Here is a 20488-nt window from a genome sequence, read left to right on the forward strand (position 1 = left end):
GGAGGTGCCAAATGACTGAGCGGGTAAAAGTAAACATGCGCGAAGCCAAATCACAGCTTTCTCAACTTGCTGAGCGTGCATGGAATGGTGACAACGTGGTGATTACCAAAAACGGTAAGTCTTACCTGGATCTGCTGCCCCATGTCGATACACCTCGGGCTCGAACGCCTGGGCGGTTGAAGGGGGCAATTCGGATGTCTGCGGATTTTGACAAAACTCTCGATGATCTAATCGATGGATTTGAGGACCGTCTATGAGGTGCTTGCTGAATTGATGTTTCCCAAACCGACGCAGATCCCCTGTGGGAGCGAGCTTGCTCGCGATTCGCAAGATCAACACAACAACCAAGCCAGCCACCCACCTTGTGGCGAGGGGGCTTGTCGGAACGCCAATCCGCTCCGTTGGGCTGCGAAGCGGCCCCAAATGCTGCAACTCGCGGAGTATCTGACAAGCCGAATGGTGCGGAAAAGGTTCTTCACGGAACCTCGGGAAACACTGAAACAAGAACATCGTGCTGATCTCCCTCAGGTCAATCCTCCTGCTATCAAAGAAATTCCCGAAAGCAGCATTAAAACATCCAGAAGTCTTTGGAATGTCGTCATGGAGATTCTTAGCGTGATGAACTTGCCAATCGACATGCCTGCAGCAAGCGAGAGTCCAATCAGTAAGCCTTTTAATACGACGCTCAGGGGAAGGCCTCCAATCGCTTTGAACGTGATTGTCTTGCTCAAATAAATAACTAACGAGGCGGCTGCTTCGGTTGAGAGCAATGGTCCTTTCAATAACCCGTACGCGGAAAAAATCGGAATGGTCAGCGGCCCGGTGGAAAGAACAATACCTGTGAGGTAGCCAACAAAAGCCCCTGTGACTGAGAGTTGCCAAAGCGAAAGGGTGAAGTTTCTTGATTTTGCCCAGTGGCGATAGGGAATCATCAGCAGAAAAAATGTCCCGAGGGCTATATCAATCCAGGTCGCCTTCAGGCTCCAGAGTGTTTGTGCACCAAAAGCCGCTGCCGGTACCCCCGTCACCGAATAGGCTAAAAACGCCTTCCAGGGAATGTCCTTTCGCCAAAGGATAACTCTTGAAATATTGCCGACGATTGCTGCCACCGCCATGATCGGCACTGCCTGCTTTGGGCCGAAACAAAGGACGAGTGCAGGCAGAAGCATGATGGAGGCCCCCGTCCCGATTACACCGCTGACGACTCCTGAAATGACCCTGATAAACAAAACGAGTAAGTATTCTGTCATTTGACTTCCACAGCGGATGTTTGGTTATAGTCTCAACTCTGACCTCATCAACAGTGTATGCGCTCAAGGTTTACCACCCCCGTTAACCTTCAAAGTAAGTGCGAGCTGGCTAAGTAGCTGCTCTGTTGATTCGCTACATTCTTATTGGGGTGAAATGAGATGTCAAAGACAACAATTTGAATTTATCTCACATGTCAGTGAGCTTTAATCATAGATTAATTTAAGCGGAGATAGACTTGAGAGATCTTTCTTTTAAATTTGTAGGCAATTTCACTGGCTTTGTTACATGGCTGTAGGAAAGCTTTGAATAAAAGTCGACAGAGTATTCTGACAGCGCGGACAATTCGCAGTGCGTATGTGTACATCAATTGCAGGTTTTTAAACTAAGAAAACTCCCCGAGTACTGCAATAACTTCAGGGGCGAGTGTCTTGATGACTGTGCTGATGAACCGTGGTGGATCAGGTCGGCATCGAGCGCTAGGGGGGGCGCCCGAAGCGCGACTGACGGAGTTCTGAAAAGCGGCGTTGCGGCTGGCGTATCAACCGGCATTAAAATCGGCAAAGCGGTACCGCGGTCTGAAGTAGCCCACCGGATTCAGCGGCCCTGATAACACCCCATTCTCAAGCCGGCCGCAGACCCCACGTGCGAGCCTGCTCGCGATTCGCTTGATCAACGCAGCAACTAAGCCAGCCACCAACCTTGTGGCGAGGGGGCTTGCCCCCGTTGGGCTGCGAAGCGGCCCCAAATACTGCAACTCGCGGAGTATCAGACAAACCGAATTGTGCGGAATGGCAACTACCAGCGAGAAGAAATTGGCTACCTAAAACTCAGGCAACCAATTTTTTATGTGAGCGAACAATCAGTACCCACGCATCACTCGTGAAGCCTTCCGCCACCAGGACTCACGCTGATTGAAAGGATCATCCGCCAACACACATGGCATATCCCGCAACCGAATCCACGGCTCATCCTGCCAATGCAACATACAGAGCGACATCTTCGGCCAATCAAGCACACTCAATGTCGGGCGCTCCACCATTCGCGACGGCCGCGCATCACGCAGGGCAGGCACCACCTGATGCGTCAGCCACTCTCGCAGAAATCGATTCTCCGGGCAGTAGTGATAAATCAACAACGCATACACACCTGACTCGCTGACCATCAAACGCTCTTTAACGGCGCCATAGTGGTCAACGAGCATCATTTGCCTCTGGTCCGCATCGAGCTTGCGCGTCATTCGCTCATCGAGATGTTTACCCATCAGCCGTCCGAGATCATGTGCGCAGAACCAGGCCTGGTTCTCCAAAAGAAGGGCATGCAGGTGGACGTTGTGACGAGTGAAAACGGTAGGGGTGAGTGATTCAGGCATGGCGGGCCTCCTGGAGCGGAAGCGCATGGCTGGATTTGTGGGCACGGCGAGTCACCTTCATCGTGAAGGTCGGATTGTCAGGCATTTCCTTTACCTCTGGCTGCTTTCTTAGGGCATTCGTTAAGGGTGTCGGGAGCTAAGAAACCCACCAGAGACGGGCCGGACATATTCCCCTTTCGGGTCTTGTATTCGCCCACTCCCGACATAACGGGGATTTTCTCGCAGGCGTAGAGAAACCGCAGACGAAAAAAAGCCGCATGACTGTCGGGTGCGGAGAACCGCTCTGGTTTGTAGAGTTTCTTAGGCTCTGAGACGGGAGGTTAGGAGGAATGCGGGGGAGGGTCAAGTCATGGGCTGAGTGGGGTAGGCCATACCGAGCTATTAGCCTCATCACCAATCTAATGACGCGGTAGCCTCGACAAAATTTCGAGTCGGCATATACTGTATTTATATACAGCTAATCCTGTGTGCTAGGTCACATTTATTTCGTTCCCACCATGTGGCTGTCATTTCGTGATTTAGCGAAATGATAAATTTACATTGGCTGCGCAAGGGATAGAATAGTGATCATTCGTCACAGATTTGACCCAGAGGAAAGCAGGGCTCATGAACCTTTTTGAAACCGCATTTACACAAGCCGACGAGACGAGCCCGCATTCATTTCAGCCAGATCCTCATCCGGCTCAAGACCTGGCACTTCTGTACAAACTGCTTGAGATCTACGACCAAGGCCAACTGGCCGAAAAGCTCAGTGAGATTGGTTCGCCTCACTGTCGCGAAACGGTCAACCGCTGGGTGAAGGGTAAAGCGTCTCCGAAGCTGACCCACGCTGAGTACACTCATCTGGAGTCTCTACTTCCTAAGCGGTTGAACCATAAACCTTCTTTTACATTCATTGATCTGTTCGCAGGGATCGGAGGCATTCGAAAGGGATTTGAAGCAATTGGTGGTGAGTGCCTATTCACCTCCGAGTGGAACAAATACGCCGTTAAAACCTACAAGGCGAATCACTACTGTGATCCTGACCGGCACAGCTTCAATCTGGATATCCGCTCGGTAACTCTGTCCGACAAACCAGAGGTAAGTGAAGACGAAGCCTATTTGAACATTGATCGCAAAATCCCGGATCATGACGTATTGCTTGCCGGCTTCCCTTGCCAGCCGTTTTCGCTGGCTGGTGTCTCCAAGAAAAACTCGCTAGGCCGTAAACACGGCTTTGAGTGCGAAACCCAGGGCACCCTCTTTTTTGACGTGGCACGGATCATTGCCGCTAAACGTCCAGCTGCTTTCCTGCTGGAGAACGTGAAAAATCTCAAGAGTCATGACAAAGGCAACACATTCAGAATCATCTGCGAAGCGCTTGATGAGCTTGGGTATGAGGTTGCAGACGTAAATGCCCCGAAGGGGACAGATCCGAAAGTTATCGATGCCAAACATTTTCTTCCCCAGCACCGTGAGCGGATTGTGCTGGTGGGCTTCCGCCGCGATTTGAATGTTCACCAAGGCTTCACCCTGAGTGAAATCAGCAAACTCATTCCGAAGCAAAAACCGACGTTTGGCGATTTGCTAGATAAAGAAGTAGATAGTAAATACATCCTGACGCCAAAGCTCTGGGATTACCTGTACCGCTATGCTGCGAAGCATCGTGAGAAAGGTAATGGCTTCGGTTTTGGGTTGACTCGGTCTGATGATGTGGCGCGTACACTGTCAGCTAGGTATCACAAGGACGGCTCTGAAATCCTTGTTGACCGAGGCTTTGTCGAAACTCTGGACTTCAATAGCGAATTGAACCAGATTAATCGACCTCGTCGATTGACGCCTCACGAGTGTTCACGCTTGATGGGATTTGATAAGCCTGGTGAGAGCTCCTTCATTATTCCGGTTTCTGATACACAGGCTTATCGTCAGTTTGGCAACTCTGTTGCCGTACCCGTTTTCGAGGCGGTAGCTCGATTGATGAAGGACCGTATCCTGAAAGCGAAAGAGAAAATGGCCGACACTGGGCAGCCCCAGCTGGAGTTCGCCCTTCCAGCCTGATGAGGTAGCCGCGTCGGCCTTTACTCAGGAGCGCCCAGCGCTCCGTTATGGAGGTTATTTGACTGATGTAGTGGATTTAGCTACACGCTCGAGAATGATGGCTGGGATTCAGGGTAAAAACACCAAGCCTGAACTTCTAATCCGCAAAGCCCTGCATGCACGGGGCTTTCGCTTCCGTTTACATGTCAAAGACCTTCCCGGTAAGCCTGATCTGGTGTTACCGAAATACCATGCACTTGTCTTCATCCATGGCTGTTTTTGGCATGGGCATGCATGCAGGTATTTTAAGGTTCCCCAAACTCGTCCTGAGTTCTGGTTAGAGAAAATCGGAAAAAATAAGGCTCGGGACAGCCTTCAGGAAGGTGCCCTTAAAGCAATGGGCTGGAGGGTACTTATCGTGTGGGAATGTGCTGTACGGTCGATGAAAAAAGAAAAGTCCCCATTGCTTGTTGACCTGATAGCGAGCTGGCTGATAAATGGATCGGAATATTTCCAGATCGATGAAGATGCGTTGGAACTAGGATGCAGGTCTTCACACTAGGGAGAGTTGATTGTGGCTCATTGGCAGTTCCGCCCGCTAAATCCGAACGAAATTTCGGGGGCAAGCATTTCCGACGACAACTTCGCAGACGAAGAGCGCACCAGTGTTGAAGTCCGTGTCCGTGAAACTCTCCAGAACCCATTGGATGCGCGAAGCAGAGATTCGCTTGATCGATTTTCTCTGACGAACGGGGCAGAGACTTTCTAGCCAGCGAACTGATCGAAACCGATGAGCAACCTGCCAAGATGACGTTTCTTGTGATCTAGGATTTCGGAACGATTGGTCTGGAAGGGGGCTACACAGACTCCTCGTGTGAAGGCTCGTCCCCAATATCAGAAATAAGGAATAACAATGGGCTTCCATCCGGAATGGAATGATATTTCCACTTTGATCAATCAAAGTGAGAGTCTCTTCATCAAAAAACTGTCACGCAATGACACATCTTGGGCAGATAGTCCAAAGAATGGGCATCAGAATGGCTTTTTTATCCCTCGTCCTATTGCAGAGTCTGATTTCTTTCCAAAACTGAAGAACTCCAACCCGGACAAACCGCACATTTACGATGTCGAATATCCAACGTTCTGGCCAGCCTCTGGCGAGATAAAGACATCGATGATCAAATATTTTTCGATGCGCAATCCAACCAATAAAGAGAAATCAAAGCCAAGGTACGAGTGGCAGCACACGGGTATACCCAAGGAGCAATTCCAGCTGCTTTCTCCAGCCTCGCTGCTCGTTATCGGAAAACTCAAACAAGATAGGTTTGGTTCCAGATATTGGTTCATCGTCGTCGATTCGGTAAGCGAAGAAGCGGAAATTATCGAGACCGCATTCGAGCTGGATGCCGATTTCCACTACAGCCTGTTCGATCCTGCTTCGCTTGCTGAGCCTGCTTCCGAAACGGATCAGCTCATTGCAGAGCTGTCGCAGGCGCTCAAGGATGGAACCTTGGAGCAATTCATTAAGCAGCAGACTCTTCCATCTCCGGAGATGCTGGCAGGAAAAGCGCAGAGCAAATGGCTTAATGAGAAGGGTTTCTGCGACATGAATCCATTCTCCCTCTCCCAGCCTGGTGACGCGGTCATGCGTATCAGCAGGGACATTGAATATTCCATCTACAAGCAGGCAGAACTTCGCTTTCGTGCAGCTCAAGTCGCCCGAATTCTCCTCCAGGGGGGAGGCGATCCTGTTGGCAATCTTGTTCGGGCATTCTCTGAGCTCGATTCGATATTCCTCAGCGCGGCGCAAACCAGAAAGAGCAGAGCTGGGCTTTCGTTTGAGCATCATGTAGCAAGGCTATTCAAGGATGGTCGAATTCGTCACGAAGCGCAGGCTGTCTTCGGTGGCCGGCGCCCGGATTTCGTTTTACCGGACGTCAAGGAGCTCAACATGAAAGGTGATGCGGTAATTGTTTCCTTGAAGACAACACTGCGCGAACGATGGAAGCAGTTGGCCTTAGAGAAGCCGCTTGGAGCAATTTTTCTCGCTACTGTTGATGATCGAGTGTCGGGTGAGGCCATTGATGAGATGGATAGGAATTCGATTTCGCTGGTTGTGCCGGAGTCTTTGAAGAAAGCTAAAGAATCTGCTTACGAGGGCTACGAAAATGTCATCACTTTCAGACAGTTTTTCGATAATGAGGTGAGATTGAAGCGCCCTTCATTGATCCTTCCGCTGTACCCCTGACTAGCTCATTAGTCAGGGGTTTGCCTCAACTCCTGCCTACCACCGTAGCCGACTTGGATGACGTTGGTGGGCGCAAAAAATGAGTGAAAACCTGTTTTTCCGTTGTTCTATTGACCTGCGGTTATTTCTCACAAGCCCAGCTTGGCAGCAGTTCTTTACTACACTCTCCTTGGCCTCACGCAGCCAGCCGTGCTTCATCGGATCCTCGAATTGATTCAATGGTGTCGAATGGCTCATTTAACCTCAGTTGAGAACGGCCTTTAAATGAGCAGCTGAGTGTTGGCTAGTAGCAGGAGGCACTATTTGAGCGCCTCGCTCTTCAAAGGATGCTTGAGAAAGTCAGGGGCGGCAGATGCGGTATTTCGAAGGGGATGTGTTACATGAGACTGCCCCGACGTGGGTAGAAGCAGCGCTCAGTCTGGGTTATAGCTGGCGCCAGAGCTGCAATGACACTCGTCGAATCGGGCTATTGTCGATGCCGTGCGGTTCGGAGGTAGCTGGTCTCGTCGCGTTGGGGGCGCTGCGGAGCGATCTTGAGCGTGCTACAGCAAACCATGTTGATACGCACTTTGACCTACTTCTGCGGAGGTGCCTTGAGCGCATGGCTGCACTGAGGCGCGGTGACTCCACCGGGCTGCCCTCGTGGGATGTGCGCAATGTCGTCGAGAATACCTGCTGGCGGTTTGCTTCTGACAATGAGAGCCCCGATGAAATTGTGATTGAGGACAGCACGCACCAGCGGCTTATCAAGCGTGGTGGAAAACTCACTCCCAATCCGAACGGACCATGCCGCCGTTACATCAGGCGAGAAAGCGCCCTTGGCTGGCAGCTACACAATCTTCCGCTCCCACAGATAGGCCCCAGTGGATCAGCACTGGAATTGTCAATTTACAGTGCTCTGCCTGGCTGTAACGGGCCGATCATTGAAGACAACCTGCGTCGCTCCTATGACGGTCTGGTGCTGGTCGGGCAGGGCGCTGCGCGCGACACAACCTATATGCAAAAGTTTTATGCCGCGGGTTTCGCATCCGATAATTGCCAAGTGCCGCTGGGCGAGCTGCTGACCCTGCATTCCAAGGAAAGGAAGTATATACAGCGTCTGGTTTTTTTTAATGAGCGTGCTCCAGATAATTCTGGACACGAAGCCTGGCTGGTTGTTGCCGATGGCCTGCCCGCGCTGCTCTCTGCAGAGAGACTGTTTCCTGCCAGCGACATTATTGGTGTCTGCAACCGCGATGCCACTATCGAAGCCACCGATCAGCTAAGAGACCGGATGAACGAAATCATCCGCTACTACACCGATATATACACGGGCAATTGTCTGCCTAGCGTACTGCCAGAGGGCATGTTGCTGCGCGTGCTGCAACGGAAGGCAAACTAAATGACGTACATCTCGACGACTGAGCGCATGAGTTTCCTGGCAGACAACCCTCCAGTTCAGGAGCTCCATGTGTGCGACTCGCAGCTGTTTTCAGCGATTCGTAGTCATATGCGGGCGCTGTTTGCCGCCATCTATTCGCCAGAAGGCGATGCGCGACAGAATGAACCCGCACTGGCGCTGCGCATGGAGATGATGAAATGGCTGACATCGCCGTTGATACCGAATACCGATTTTCTCCAGAGTTGCGGTTTGGCCAACGAACTCCACATTCGCCACAGGTGGGGCGAGTACGCTGTGCGCGAAGTTATGTCGCTGAAAGCCCTAATCAGCCGCTACCGCGAAGAAGGCTCGGTGCTGAATAAGGAGTTCGTACAGGTATTTTGCAACCTGACAGTGGAATTTGGTCAGGACCGGCTCAAAATTTGGTGCCACCGTAATGAGCGTGATCTTTTCCGCGCGTTACTCGAGGGGCTGGCCGAGCTTGAAGATCATGCGTTCATTTGCTCGCTTGCCGAATATCGCAGCTGTCCGCCAGTCGATGCGCTGATCAGGTTAGGGCCGCTGCGCACCCACGGAATGGCAAAAACACCGGAGGCACTGATCACTTCGCCGGTTTACCGCAGGCTGTTCAGGTTTGTCTGGAAAGGGTTGACAGATGAGGAAGAGTTCGCGGCCGATCCTTTGGTCCCGGAACACAACTGGCTAACAACCATGCGGTCCGTGAGGCACAGCGTCACCGACAGCGCTAGGGTAGGTGCATCCCTGCCGGTGGAGGAGCCAACCGACGACATTGTTTTCTTTGCCGGGACCAAGGGCACCGATCGAGGCATGCACCGCTGTGTACTAGTGGAATTGCCCGGTGATTGCGGGGTTCTGCTACGGCCCGGAACAAGCCAGCTGATTTTTTCCCCTCTTCGAAATGACTGCGACGCAATCGCCTACCGCCATATCATTGACGTGGAAGAAGGCGATTATCTGCTGATCCACGACGCTGATGCGGATTTTGGGGAGATCAGTGTTGACGCCGCGAAAGCGCCACTGGCGGCCGTCTGGAAAAAGGCGCTGGCCGACTTGTACAAACGACAGTCGGGCCTGTGTGTCCAGAAAATGAAGGATGCCGGCATTTCACTACGCAATCTTCATCGAGCGGCAGAGAGCTGGATGTCGATGAATGGCAGCGTGATTCATGCGCCTCAGCGTCGTGATCATTTTCAGGCGCTGCTTACCTTTGTGATCGATCCGAAACTCATCCCTCCACGGAGCCACAATGGACAAACGGTTCCTGGCTGGCGTCTGGCTTGGGCCGAAGTGGCGGCCTCACGGTCGACAGCAGTCGAGCACGGTGTCATGGAGTCCGCCATCGTCAATGAGCAGCTCATTGTGGAGTTGCGCAAAGAGCTCGGCCATCTGCGGGACATGATTTCGCCCGATGGGGGTTACCACCACTTGTTGACTCCGGAGAGCGGACTGGCTGGCAGTGTGAGGTTTGATCCGGTCATCAGCATTGCACCAGGCTTTGCCGCACCGCCGGAGGAGTTTGGTAAGCCGATGAAGCTGCTGGTCGCGGAACAGTATCGATGTGAATCAGGAGATGCGCTGTAATGCACATGATCCCCGTTTTCATCGATGAGTCTGCTCCATTAGGTGAAATAGACGTGTTCCGCAAGCTGGAAAGCTCGGGACACGACTGGATCGTGATTCACTCACTCGATCTTGCTCCATACAACAATTATCGTCGCACCGAGATCGACTTTGTCATTCTGATTCCCGACGTCGGTATTCTCTGTGTTGAGGTAAAATCGCATCGTGAAATCGGGTTCGACGGCAGCTGCTGGTATCCAGACAGCGTCACTAAGTCGCCATTTCGCCAGGCACAGGATGCGCGATTCGCGCTGCGTCGTCGTTTAGTGGGCCGGCTATCCGCGTTTGCGCATGTGCCGGTCATTCATTGCTGCATTTTCCCGCGAGCGGACTTCGCCGTGCCGGCGAATGTGTCCATTCAGTCGTTCGAAGTGATGGATCGCCGCCGGTTTGCCGGATGCGGTACCGGCGAGGCATTCTGCGACGCACTCAAGCGCATGGCACAGCTGGCCATCGGCGCCGATCCACAGATCTCCCCGCTGAAGGTGCTGTTATCGGCATTTCATCGTGACGAGTTTATCAATTTCTGTTTTCCGATCCGCAAGCGCCGACCCGAAAAAGCTGCCGAAATACTCCATCGCGAGGCGGAGCTCGAGAAGCTACTGCGCGAGCAGCAGCGGCCGGTTCTCAGGTTGACGGACAACAATCCTCGAGTTCTGGTGGAAGGGGGGGCGGGGACAGGAAAATCACTGATAGGCATTGAGGTCGCCCGGCGCAAGGCCACCCAAGGGCTTCGCGTCGGTTATCTATGTTTCAACCGGTTGATCGGCAACTGGGCTGCTCGTGAGTTAGCGGCCGACCACCATCCGGATCTGATCGGCGGCTCCGCATTCAGCGTATTGATGTCGTTGACCGGGATTGAACCCCCGAATGATCCAGATGCCGATTTCTGGGCTCAGCTTCCGCTGCTGATTCAGGACCGTCTAACTGATCCAGCTTGCGCACATGATGCGCGATTTGACTATCTGGTGATTGATGAGGCGCAGGATATTCTCGCGCGGCCCGACCTTCTGGACTGCGTCCGCCTACTGATCGACGGAGATCTAATCGGTGGCAGTTATCTGATGCTGGGTGACTTTCGAAATCAGGTGCTAACAGGAGCTGACGAACTCGAGGCGAATCTTGTCGAAGTGCGGCATCAAGCCGCCCGTTGGCTGCTCACGGAAAACTGCCGGAACTACAAGTCCATCGGGCAAGTTGCAATGACCCTGTCAATGGCTGACCGGAGCACGTATTCAGGCTATATGCGTCATGGAGGCGGCCTGCAGACGTGGGATCTGACCATGTACGAAGACGCGAAGGATCAGGTCCGTAGAATCAGCGAGTGCATTGACTTGGCCTTGGACAGTGGTTTCCGCGATGAGGAGATAACGGTGCTGAGTTTCGGTGCAGAACAAAAATCGGTACTACCTCTGCTGCGGGAACAGTCTCAACGGCGCTTTGTTTCCGCAGCGCAGTTCGAGGCCAAGGGCATCCGGTGGTCCACTGTTTCTGCATACAAAGGCCTTGAGAACAAGGTCATCATTATTGCCGACGTGATGCCGTCCGACAGCGGGTTTAACCGCCATCGCTTCTACACGGGCATCACCCGTGCGATAGAGCGGCTTTACATCCTCTGTCACGCTTCAGGCAAGTCACAGCTGGTCGAATGGGTGGCCTGTACGGGGAAAGACAATGAATAGAGAGCGTTCTGCCGAGATCGAATTTCTGCGCGGTGAGCTGGTGGGACCTGCGCGCACTTTGGATGCCAGCCGGCCTGGCACCACGGTGGTCTTTGATGCGCAGCGCGCTTTCCAGGCGCCAGCCGACGCCAACGGGACGCTGTTCTGGACTCCTGTAGGTATCCAGGTCCCGCAGGAGATCGTGTACTACCGCGGAGAAACTCCACTGCAGCGCTATGGCGCGGGACTGTTGCACCCGCGCAATGATGTGCCCGGGCCAAGAAGCGACGAACCGGCGGCTGCTACGCAAACTGCAGAAGAGCTTGCTGGCGATGCGGCGGTTGAAACCGCACAAGCGGTTGTCGCCGAGACAGAAGAACCGGCGTTGCCTGATGCGGGAGCCGAGAGCGTCGATGCAGCGACGGTGGGGCTGGATGACGATTTCGAAGTCGCCAGTGCCGACATGTATAAGCCCTCGGTCATGGGCATTAGTTTTTGTATCGAAGACGAGCCGGGCGAAATTGTGGTGGTGCTGCCTGCGCAGAAAAAATTCTTCTGGCAGCTGCCGGATGCGACACCTTTCCCGGTCAATGGCAGTTACGAACGCTGTGTCAAAGTCATACGACCGGAGGGTGGTGGCGAGCAGCCTTTCGATGCATGGCGGCGAGTGCCGGCGACCACCGCAGAGACTTGCGAGCGATTTGAACTCGACAAGCTGAAGCCCGGCGTTACCGAATCCAGAAAGCTGGATCTTCCCTGCGGATTGCCCCTGGAGATCCAGCTGTTTCCTCGACGCATGCATGGCAAGTGGCTCATCACCTGTGTGCTGCGCAATCTGCAGGACGCCAGCACTCTGAATACGCAGGAGGAGCGCATCCGCAATGTGCTCTTTCAGGCGTATTTTGAAGTGCGCGTCCAGGGCGGCGCGAGATTCGGCCGCTACCCCGAAGGCGTCAGGCCGTTCGAGCAGTTTGATGACGACGAGCAGACCCTCGCGCTGCTCTACCGTGATGCGGCCACCTGGGCGATCGGACATGGCTGTGCCGCTGGCTGGGATGGGGTGGATGGCGACACGCCGGAAGTGGTTTTCGCGGATGTGATGCCGGCCGTGGAACTCCCTAGCATGACGCCCAACATTAGGGGCCTTGATGACCAGCTGATCACCCTGTCGATGCGCGAACTCGCCGGGCTGCCTTCCTTCGGTGAGGGCGGTGCGGGCTGGCAGACACTCACCCGTCTCGCAGACGAGTACGCGGCGTGGATTACGGCAAGGGAACAGGAGCGCACAGGGCTGGATGCACATTATCAGGATGTGGCTGAGCGCCATCTTGATGACTGCCGGCAGTGTCTGATGCGTATTCGACGTGGGATTGCCATTCTGCAGAAGGATGAAACTGCGCTGGAAGCGTTCCGGTTGGCGAATCAGGGCATGCTGCTGCAGCAGATCGCGTCCAAGCAGATCGAACGCCGCCCTCTCAGCCGTCTTGAGGGTTACGTCGCGGCCGAGGAACTGCCGCTCGGTAAGCCGCGCACCGCTTGGGATGTCTGGGCCGCTGGCACGGAAAGGCCCGATGTCGGACGCTGGCGTGCATTCCAGGCGGCCTTCCTGCTGATGAGCATCTCCGGGCTTGTCGAAGGGCACTCCGACGACCGCGAAATCGTCGACTTGATCTGGTTCCCAACCGGAGGTGGTAAGACCGAGGCCTATCTCGCGGTTGCCGCGTTCTACATGTTCCACCAGCGCCTGATTGCACGCCCGGACGATGCGCTGTCCCGCGATGGCACCAACGTCTTCATGCGCTATACCCTACGCATGCTGACCACGCAGCAGTTCCAGCGAGCGGCCAGTCTGATCTGCGCCATGGAGCAGATCCGTGTGCGCCTGCGTGTGGAAAGCGCGCGGCCCCAGCTCGGGGAAAGCCGATTTTCGCTGGGGTTGTGGATTGGAGGCGATGGCTCGCCGAATACTTGGGATGACGCCCGCGTCGAGATCAGGAAGTACAGCCGGGGGGAGGTGGAGGGCAATCCGCTGGTGCTCACCGAATGCCCTTGGTGCCGAAGCGCGATCGGGCGCCTGGCATCTGACCGGCCCGCCCGCTATGCAAGGCGCAACGAGAATAACCTTGCCGGACTGGCCGAGTCCAACAAACGTCCTTATCTCAAGTGCTCCGACACCCGCTGCTCGTATGGTGGCGAGCACGACAGTCTTCCCGTCGAAGTGGTCGACCAGTCCATCTACGACACGCCGCCGTCCATGTTCATTGGTACGGCGGACAAGTTCGCAATGATGGCATGGAAGCCGGAAGCCGGCGCGCTGTTCGGTTTCCATCATGGGGCCGCCGGGACAGTCACGCGTATTAGCCAGCCGCCAGGCCTGATCATCCAGGATGAATTCCACCTGATCTCGGGTCCGCTGGGCACGATCTACGGACTGTATGAAGGCGTGATCGAAAGATTTTGCAGCGCGGAGGACCGTACGGGCATGATCCGACCCAAGATCATTGCTTCAACGGCCACCATCCGTGGTGCGGCGGAGCAAGTGCGGGCCGTTTATGCACGCGAAGGGCTGCAGCTGTTTCCCAGCCCCGGACTGCAGATGGGCGATTCGTTTTTCGGCCGTTACGCGAAGGAGGGCGTCCGGTATGCCGAGGGGCGCCTATACCTCGGCATTCATGCCAGCGGTTACCGATCTTTCCTGACCACGCAGGTCCGGACGTTTTCGGCGGCGCTGTTCAGGGCCTGGATGTTCGATGGCGAAGACAAGGATGCATGGTGGACCTTACTGGCGTTCTATAACAGCCTTCGTGAACTCGGCGGCGCCCGGACACTGTTCGACTCGGACATCGCGTCGCGCCTGAAGGATTACTCGTTCCGCTATGGCCTCAAGGGAAGCGAGCAACGCTATCTCAATACGGTCGAGGAGCTGACCAGCCGTCGTGGTCAGGCGGAACTGGTGCAGTTGATGGACAGGCTGGCACTGGACTGGAAAGAGAAGGGTTCCATCGACGCCTGCCTGGCTTCCAACATCATCGAGGTGGGGATCGACATCGACCGGCTAGCACTGATGGCCGTGGTCGGCCAGCCCAAGTCGACCGCGCAGTACATTCAGGTGACGGGCCGTGTCGGGCGGCGCTGGACCGAGAGGCCAGGTTTGATCCTGAGCATGTTCAATCCGGCCAAGAGTCGTGATCGCTCGCACTTCGAGCAGTTTCACAGCTACCACCGCCGGTTGTACGAGCGCGTCGAACCGACATCGGCAACCCCTTATTCGGTCGAGGCGGTGGAGCGTGCTCTCGCCGGGGTCCTGTTGGTCTGGGCCAGGCAGTGTCATGAAGCCGATTCGCCCGGTGAGGCCTTCGGTAGCTATGACGGCTACCTACAAGATGCGCTTGATATGCTAATTGAGCGCTGTATGGCCATCATGGAGCAGCAGCCCGATGAGGCGCGCCGTGTCTGCAATGCCATGCAGAAAGTTTTCGACAGACTCCGCAAGAAGTGGCGGGGCAATCCGCAGCAATGGTGGGCTTACCCGCAGAGGACGGACGGCGAGTATCTGATGCTATGGTCGAGCGAATACGCCACACCCGGACAGAAACTGAAGGGGGAGCGGATCCTTAGCAGCATGCGCAACGTCGACGGCAATGCCCGCGTGGCGATCAGCAACGATTATTTCGCGGAGGAGCAGATCGAACATGGCCAGTGAGATTCGCCTGGGGCAACTGATTGCGCCCTTTGGCCCGGGGAGCATCTATACCGACAAGAACGGTGTTCCGAACATCATCTGCGGACTGGACTTCTGGTATCGGAAGACGGATGAGCGGGGGCAGTGGCAGATGGGTGAAACGGCCTTGCGCAAGCATGTGGTCGATGAGCCAAGACTTTCCGCGCTGCTCAACGTCCCACAATTTCGCCAGCCGCCGCAGTATTGTTCTGACGACCAGAACCCCGACCTTTCGTATCTGCAAGTTCAGACGCATCGGTTTCCAACCTGGTATGTCAACAGCACCAGTGGAAAGTTGCGCAAGTTCAGCCTAAATACGGAGAAGCTGGCACCTTTGGAAAAGGGCCAGGGCCGATGGCGGCCAGTCCGCTTCATCAGTGTCTGCGCCCATGGTCATATAACGGACTTTCCTTGGAAACAGTGGTTTGGATGTGTCTGTCCTGGCGATGAAGGTCTGGTCCTGAATGACTCGGGCGGCCCAGATCTGCGGTCCGTGAAAGTTTCCTGCAGGACCTGTTTGAAATCGAAGACGCTTGCTGGCGCGATGTTCATGGAGCGTCATCTTACCAATGACACTATCATCGCTTCCGGACTTGGAAATGCAAATATTACCTGCGGAGGTGATCGTCCATGGCTGGGGAGGACTGCGGGAACGTGCACCGAACACCCGGTGGCCGTGCTGATCAACCAGTCAAACATCTACTTCGGCAAGACCATTTCCTCGATCTATCTGCCTGATCTCGCTAGTCAGCGGGAAATTGTCGATATACAGGAGATACTCAGGCAGCAGGACCTGGATCTGACCATCGTAAAGATCCTCCTCAACATGGAACGACGTCCCAAAGCCCTGGAAATGCTTCGGGAGATCCTGAAACCCCATTACACAGTGCTTCCCGAAGACGGTGCGATCCTGAAGGCTTTCGAATCCCTCAGTCAGGGGATCACAGCGACCACCGGCACCCTTCAGCCTGTCTCTCATGAATCAAAGAGTCTGATGTTCCGGCGGGCCGAGTACAACGTCCTCCGGAGTGAGGTTGGTCCGGGCAAGAGCAGTGAGCTGCGTGTCATACCTAGCCTGGTTCCAGCAGCCTTCACGTCGTGGCTGGGGACGGTCAACCTAGTGGAGAGATTGCGCGAAACGCGTGTGTTTTATGGATTCGAACGTCTGGTACGGTCGAAGGATCCGCTCGAAGGCATGCCGTCATCCGCAATGGGCCAGCTTTTTCTGCATCCGCCAGAGCCCGAGTATCAGTGGCTGCCCGCCATCAAGAATTACGGCGAAGGGTTGTTCATCGAGCTGCGCGAGGAGGCAATCAGTGACTGGCTACACAGGGACGCCGATTGGCTACAAAAGCGGCTCGACCAAGGGTTTGTGGATCGCATGGCCAACGAAACGTGGCTACTGCCCCCTCTGAGTAGGGGATGCACGTGGGAATGGGCTGCGCGTTACCTTCTAGTCCATACGCTTGCCCATATTCTCATTAATCAGTTGGTTTTCGAGTGCGGTTACTCCTCCGCTTCTTTGAAAGAACGCATATTTGTGTCAAATGACGATGGCGCGCCCATGGCTTCCTTCCTCATTTATACGGCTGCAGGTGATTCGGAGGGTAGCTTAGGTGGGCTGGTCCGCCTTGGCCGTCCTGAGTTGTTTGAGCCAATGGTTCGCCGGGCCGTCTCTCGTGCGTCTTGGTGTTCCGCGGATCCTGTGTGTTCAGAAGATCTGGGAGGCAATGGTTCGAGGCGGGTGAACAAGGCGGCCTGTCATGCCTGTGTGCTGTTGCCGGAAACGGCATGTGAGACGATCAACAACGGGCTGGACCGAGCGACGGTCGTTGGGRCACCGGAGGAGCCCCAAGCTGGATTCCTGTCTGGTCTGATTCAGGGATTCGCCATCTGAAAGGGTTTTATATGCGAACCAGATGGTCTTCTCACAAAGTGCAAAGTCTAGAAGTAGGCTTGTTGTTCGATTGACGAGATGTAGCCGTCTTACGTTCGAATATCGGGTTGCGCTCTCGTGTTTCGATCTATGTCGCCAGATATCGGAACTGATGGCCACAAAAAAGCCCTGAACAAGTTCAGGGCTTTTTTGAATTTTCCAATCTGCCGATTCAAATCACAACCGGCAAATCGTAGCTAGCTCAGGAATCAATCCCAGCTCAAAGCCCCACCCGTCTGATACTCAATAACCCGAGTCTCAAAGAAGTTCTTCTCTTTCTTCAAGTCCATGATCTCGCTCATCCAAGGGAACGGGTTAGTCGTCCCTGGGTACTCTTCCTTCAACCCAATCTGCGACAGGCGACGGTTAGCAATGAACTTCAGGTAATCCTCCATCATCGCCGCGTTCATGCCCAGCACGCCGCGAGGCATGGTGTCACGAGCGTATTCGATCTCCAGCTGAGTACCCTGCAGAATCATCTGCGAAGCTTCTTCCTTCATCTCGGCATCCCACAAATGCGGGTTTTCGATTTTGATCTGGTTGATCACGTCGATGCCGAAGTTCAGGTGCATGGATTCGTCGCGCAGGATGTATTGGAACTGCTCGGCGACGCCGGTCATTTTGTTGCGGCGGCCCATGGAGAGGATCTGGGTGAAGCCGCAGTAGAAGAAGATGCCTTCCAGAACGCAGTAGTAGGCGATCAGGTTGCGCAGCAGCTCTTTGTCGGTTTCGACGGTGCCGGTTTCGAACTTCGGATCGGAGATCGAACGGGTGTATTTCAGGCCCCAGGTGGCTTTTTTCGCGACCGACGGGATCTCGTGGTACATGTTGAAGATTTCGCCTTCATCCATGGCCAGCGATTCGATGCAGTACTGGTAGGCGTGGGTGTGGATTGCCTCTTCGAAAGCCTGGCGCAGGATGTACTGGCGGCATTCCGGGTTGGTGATCAGGCGGTACACGGCCAGGACCAGGTTGTTGGCAACCAGGGAGTCGGCGGTGGAGAAGAAGCCGAGGTTGCGCATTACGATGCGGCGCTCGTCGTCGGTCAGGCCTTCCGGGTTTTTCCAGAGGGCGATGTCGGCGGTCATGTTGACTTCTTGCGGCATCCAGTGGTTTGCGCAGCCGTCCAGGTACTTCTGCCAGGCCCAGTCGTACTTGAAAGGTACGAGTTGGTTGAGGTCGGCGCGACAGTTGATCATGCGCTTTTCGTCAACGGCGACACGGGCGGAGGCGCCTTCGAGTTCGGCGAGGCCTTCGGCGACGTCGAGGGAATCCAGGGCAGCTTTGGCGCGGGCAACGGCGGCGGAGTCAGCGGCGGTCACGGCACGGGCTTCCAGGGCGGCGGCACCGCCAGCGCTGTCGAGACGGTCCATGTTGGCTTCGGTGGCGTGGCCAGCGTTGGCGCTCTTGACTGCTACTTCCGTGTCTTCTTTGTCGAATTCGTCCCAGCTCAGCATGACGTGTCGTCTCCTGCGTGAGGGCCAGTGTGCCCGTGTGAAATTGGATAGGTCGGTTTTTCACACAGCCTTACTGGCCGCGTTGGATCTAAAGGAATCGTTTTTTGCAGCAGCTATACGCAGGCATCAAACAGAATTTTGTACGGGGTTCCGAGAGCCACTGATGGGCGCAGCAAGCTTTGATCGCCTGTGCGGGGCTTCAGACTGGCTTTTCATCCCTGTAAGGGAATATTGCAGGCCCGTTTAAGGCCGCATTATAGGGAAGTTTTGCGTGCTGTGGTGCGGCGAAATGGCTCACGGATCGGTCGACGGGGGCCGTTTTTCGGTCGGAGCGAGGGTTTACAGGGCTTTGAGCGACGTTGGCGGGGGAGGATTTTTTTTCCTGAATTTTTGCCCTGGAATATTTTTGCTCAAGAAATAACCAAAAAAGGCTTTTTTCACTACATCTTGTGTTTCGGTGGGGTTTTCTCAGGTTCCAGACACAACTAAGCCCGACCGAAGTCGGGCTATGAAGTCACGCTGGTGGATCAGCTCAGGCGACCTGCACCGATGTGGTCGGCACCATCGGCGGCGAGGCGGGCGGCGCCAGTGCGGTCAGAGCCGTCGGATGCGAGTTTGCCGGCGCCAATGTGGTCTGCGCCATCGGCTGCGAAGGACGCTGAACCGGTGTGGTCATAACCGTCGGAAGCGACAGCGGCTTCAGTGGTGTAAGCGGCCGAGCCGGTGCGGTCGTAACCATCGGCAGCGAAGGTGTTGGCAGCCAGGACGGAGAGGGTCAGGGCGAGGATCAGTTGGGTTTTCATGGTCGTTGCTCCAGTTTCGTAAGCGTTGTTTGTCTTGGGTTGCGGTTGATACTACGCCGACTATTTCGATTAAAAAGTGCAAATAAATGCTTAAAACAATCGAGCTAATCGATCATTAAGGTTCGGCGCTTCATCTGCCTGATCGCGGCGGGTGGGTCGAACCTTTTGGGGGGAGGGGATCAGCCGTTGGAGCAGCCGTTGCCCATCGCGCTGTAACGCAGGATATGCCGTTGACCGTTGGAGTCTTCGTATTCCATTTTCATCGGCACAACTTCACACACGTTCGGGGCTTCGCTCATGGAGATCACTTTGGCGATGTCCAGATGGGTGGAGTAAGTGTATTCCTCGATGGGCGGTTGTTGCTCGGCGACATCAGTCGGGACCTCGCCGGCCATGGCGGTCAGGCACACGCTGCTGAGGGCCAGAACCAATAAAGCTTTCATTTAATATTTACCTTTTAGAGGTCGAAAGGGGGCACGCAATCTTTTTGGGATTGCGTGTGGAACTTCAGTACCAGAGTGTTTGATTAACTGCCTTCGTGGGGGCTGCAACTTGGTTAATCAGGTTGCCTTGTTGGCGTGGCTGATTTTAGGTGTGCGCGCCTCGTCCATATAGCCGTGGATTTGATAAACACTTTTGACAGATCCTGTAACAATCCCCGGTCTGTGTGGGTCTCAGCCTTTAAATGGGTGTCCTTTAGTGCCCCTTCGCGAGCAGGCTCGCTCCCACAGGTACCGCGGCGGTAGTGGGTTTGAAGGTTTTTCACGACATTTTGTAGGGGCTTGTTACTACCATCGTCGAATGGTTCTATAGGCCCGGCCCGGCTAAAACAGGGTCATACAAAAAYAACTATTCCACCGAGGTAAGAAAGATGAGTGCGGCTTCCCTGTATCCCGTTCGTCCCGAGGTTCTGGCTAACACGCTGACCGACGAGGCGACCTACAAGGCCATGTACCAGCAGTCGGTCGTCAACCCGGACGGCTTCTGGCGCGAGCAAGCCAAGC

15 protein-coding genes and 1 pseudogene are annotated in these 20488 nt (G+C 54.9%); 10 read left to right on the plus strand and 6 right to left on the minus strand.

Annotation, left to right across the window (positions count from 1 at the left end; translation table 11 throughout):
- Positions 1-11 precede the first annotated feature (11 nt).
- The gene (locus AC1D1M_RS29190) at positions 12-257 is read left to right on the plus strand and encodes a type II toxin-antitoxin system Phd/YefM family antitoxin (protein ID WP_477778366.1); all 246 of its coding nucleotides are present in this window, start codon (positions 12-14) and stop codon (positions 255-257) included.
- A 267-nt stretch (positions 258-524) separates the two neighbouring features.
- Here AC1D1M_RS29190 and AC1D1M_RS29195 read toward each other — a convergent pair whose 3' ends face one another.
- From AC1D1M_RS29195 to AC1D1M_RS29205, 3 genes and pseudogenes are all read right to left on the minus strand, one after another.
- Positions 525-1250, minus strand: coding sequence for a sulfite exporter TauE/SafE family protein (locus AC1D1M_RS29195; protein ID WP_477778367.1), 726 nt, complete (start codon positions 1248-1250; stop codon positions 525-527).
- A 445-nt stretch (positions 1251-1695) separates the two neighbouring features.
- Positions 1696-1843, minus strand: a pseudogene (locus tag AC1D1M_RS29200) (DUF1615 family protein); the annotation flags it as partial.
- Between the two features lie 267 nt (positions 1844-2110).
- Positions 2111-2620 carry a BRO-N domain-containing protein gene (locus AC1D1M_RS29205; RefSeq protein WP_477778368.1) on the minus strand — a complete coding sequence of 170 codons (510 nt, stop codon included), beginning with the start codon at positions 2618-2620 and terminating at the stop codon, positions 2111-2113.
- 606 nt (positions 2621-3226) lie between these two features.
- Here AC1D1M_RS29205 and dcm point away from each other — a divergent pair.
- The 8 genes from dcm to drmB all read left to right on the plus strand — a co-directional run bounded on the left by dcm (position 3227) and on the right by drmB (position 17185).
- Positions 3227-4657 (plus strand): DNA (cytosine-5-)-methyltransferase, encoded by a 1431-nt coding sequence (gene dcm / locus AC1D1M_RS29210; RefSeq protein WP_477778369.1) that lies wholly within the window; start codon positions 3227-3229, stop codon positions 4655-4657.
- 58 nt (positions 4658-4715) lie between these two features.
- Positions 4716-5198 (plus strand): very short patch repair endonuclease, encoded by a 483-nt coding sequence (locus AC1D1M_RS29215; protein WP_409078356.1) that lies wholly within the window; start codon positions 4716-4718, stop codon positions 5196-5198.
- A 351-nt stretch (positions 5199-5549) separates the two neighbouring features.
- Complete coding sequence (locus AC1D1M_RS29220) at positions 5550-6884, plus strand: type II restriction endonuclease (RefSeq protein WP_477778370.1); 1335 nt, start codon at positions 5550-5552, stop codon at positions 6882-6884.
- 601 nt (positions 6885-7485) lie between these two features.
- On the plus strand, positions 7486-8265 hold the full coding sequence (locus AC1D1M_RS29225) for a hypothetical protein (RefSeq protein ID WP_477778371.1): 780 nt from the start codon (positions 7486-7488) through the stop codon (positions 8263-8265).
- The gene (locus AC1D1M_RS29230) at positions 8266-9867 is read left to right on the plus strand and encodes a hypothetical protein (RefSeq protein ID WP_477778372.1); all 1602 of its coding nucleotides are present in this window, start codon (positions 8266-8268) and stop codon (positions 9865-9867) included.
- Positions 9867-11588, plus strand: a complete 1722-nt coding sequence (locus tag AC1D1M_RS29235; protein ID WP_477778373.1) for a nuclease-related domain-containing DEAD/DEAH box helicase — start codon at positions 9867-9869, stop codon at positions 11586-11588. Before AC1D1M_RS29230 ends, AC1D1M_RS29235 begins: the two co-directional genes overlap by 1 nt.
- Positions 11581-15270, plus strand: coding sequence for a helicase-related protein (locus AC1D1M_RS29240; protein ID WP_477778374.1), 3690 nt, complete (start codon positions 11581-11583; stop codon positions 15268-15270). Before AC1D1M_RS29235 ends, AC1D1M_RS29240 begins: the two co-directional genes overlap by 8 nt.
- Positions 15260-17185 (plus strand): DrmB family protein, encoded by a 1926-nt coding sequence (drmB, locus tag AC1D1M_RS29245; RefSeq protein WP_477778375.1) that lies wholly within the window; start codon positions 15260-15262, stop codon positions 17183-17185. Before AC1D1M_RS29240 ends, drmB begins: the two co-directional genes overlap by 11 nt.
- A 248-nt stretch (positions 17186-17433) precedes the next feature.
- On the opposite strand, the gene AC1D1M_RS29250 is transcribed toward drmB, so the two are convergent.
- From AC1D1M_RS29250 to AC1D1M_RS29260, 3 genes are all read right to left on the minus strand, one after another.
- A complete protein-coding gene (locus AC1D1M_RS29250) occupies positions 17434-18681 on the minus strand; it encodes a ribonucleotide-diphosphate reductase subunit beta (RefSeq protein ID WP_007978181.1) in 1248 nt (415 codons plus the stop codon).
- 527 nt (positions 18682-19208) lie between these two features.
- The gene (locus AC1D1M_RS29255; RefSeq protein ID WP_477778376.1) at positions 19209-19484 is read right to left on the minus strand and encodes a hypothetical protein; all 276 of its coding nucleotides are present in this window, start codon (positions 19482-19484) and stop codon (positions 19209-19211) included.
- Between the two features lie 179 nt (positions 19485-19663).
- Positions 19664-19927 carry a DUF2790 domain-containing protein gene (locus AC1D1M_RS29260; protein WP_477778377.1) on the minus strand — a complete coding sequence of 88 codons (264 nt, stop codon included), beginning with the start codon at positions 19925-19927 and terminating at the stop codon, positions 19664-19666.
- A 428-nt stretch (positions 19928-20355) separates the two neighbouring features.
- On the opposite strand from AC1D1M_RS29260, the gene AC1D1M_RS29265 reads away from it, so the two are divergent.
- Positions 20356-20488 (plus strand): acetyl-coenzyme A synthetase N-terminal domain-containing protein (locus tag AC1D1M_RS29265; protein WP_477778383.1); only part of this gene is annotated, 133 nt, incomplete at its 3' end.

This window comes from Pseudomonas sp. P1_F7 (assembly GCF_056405655.1).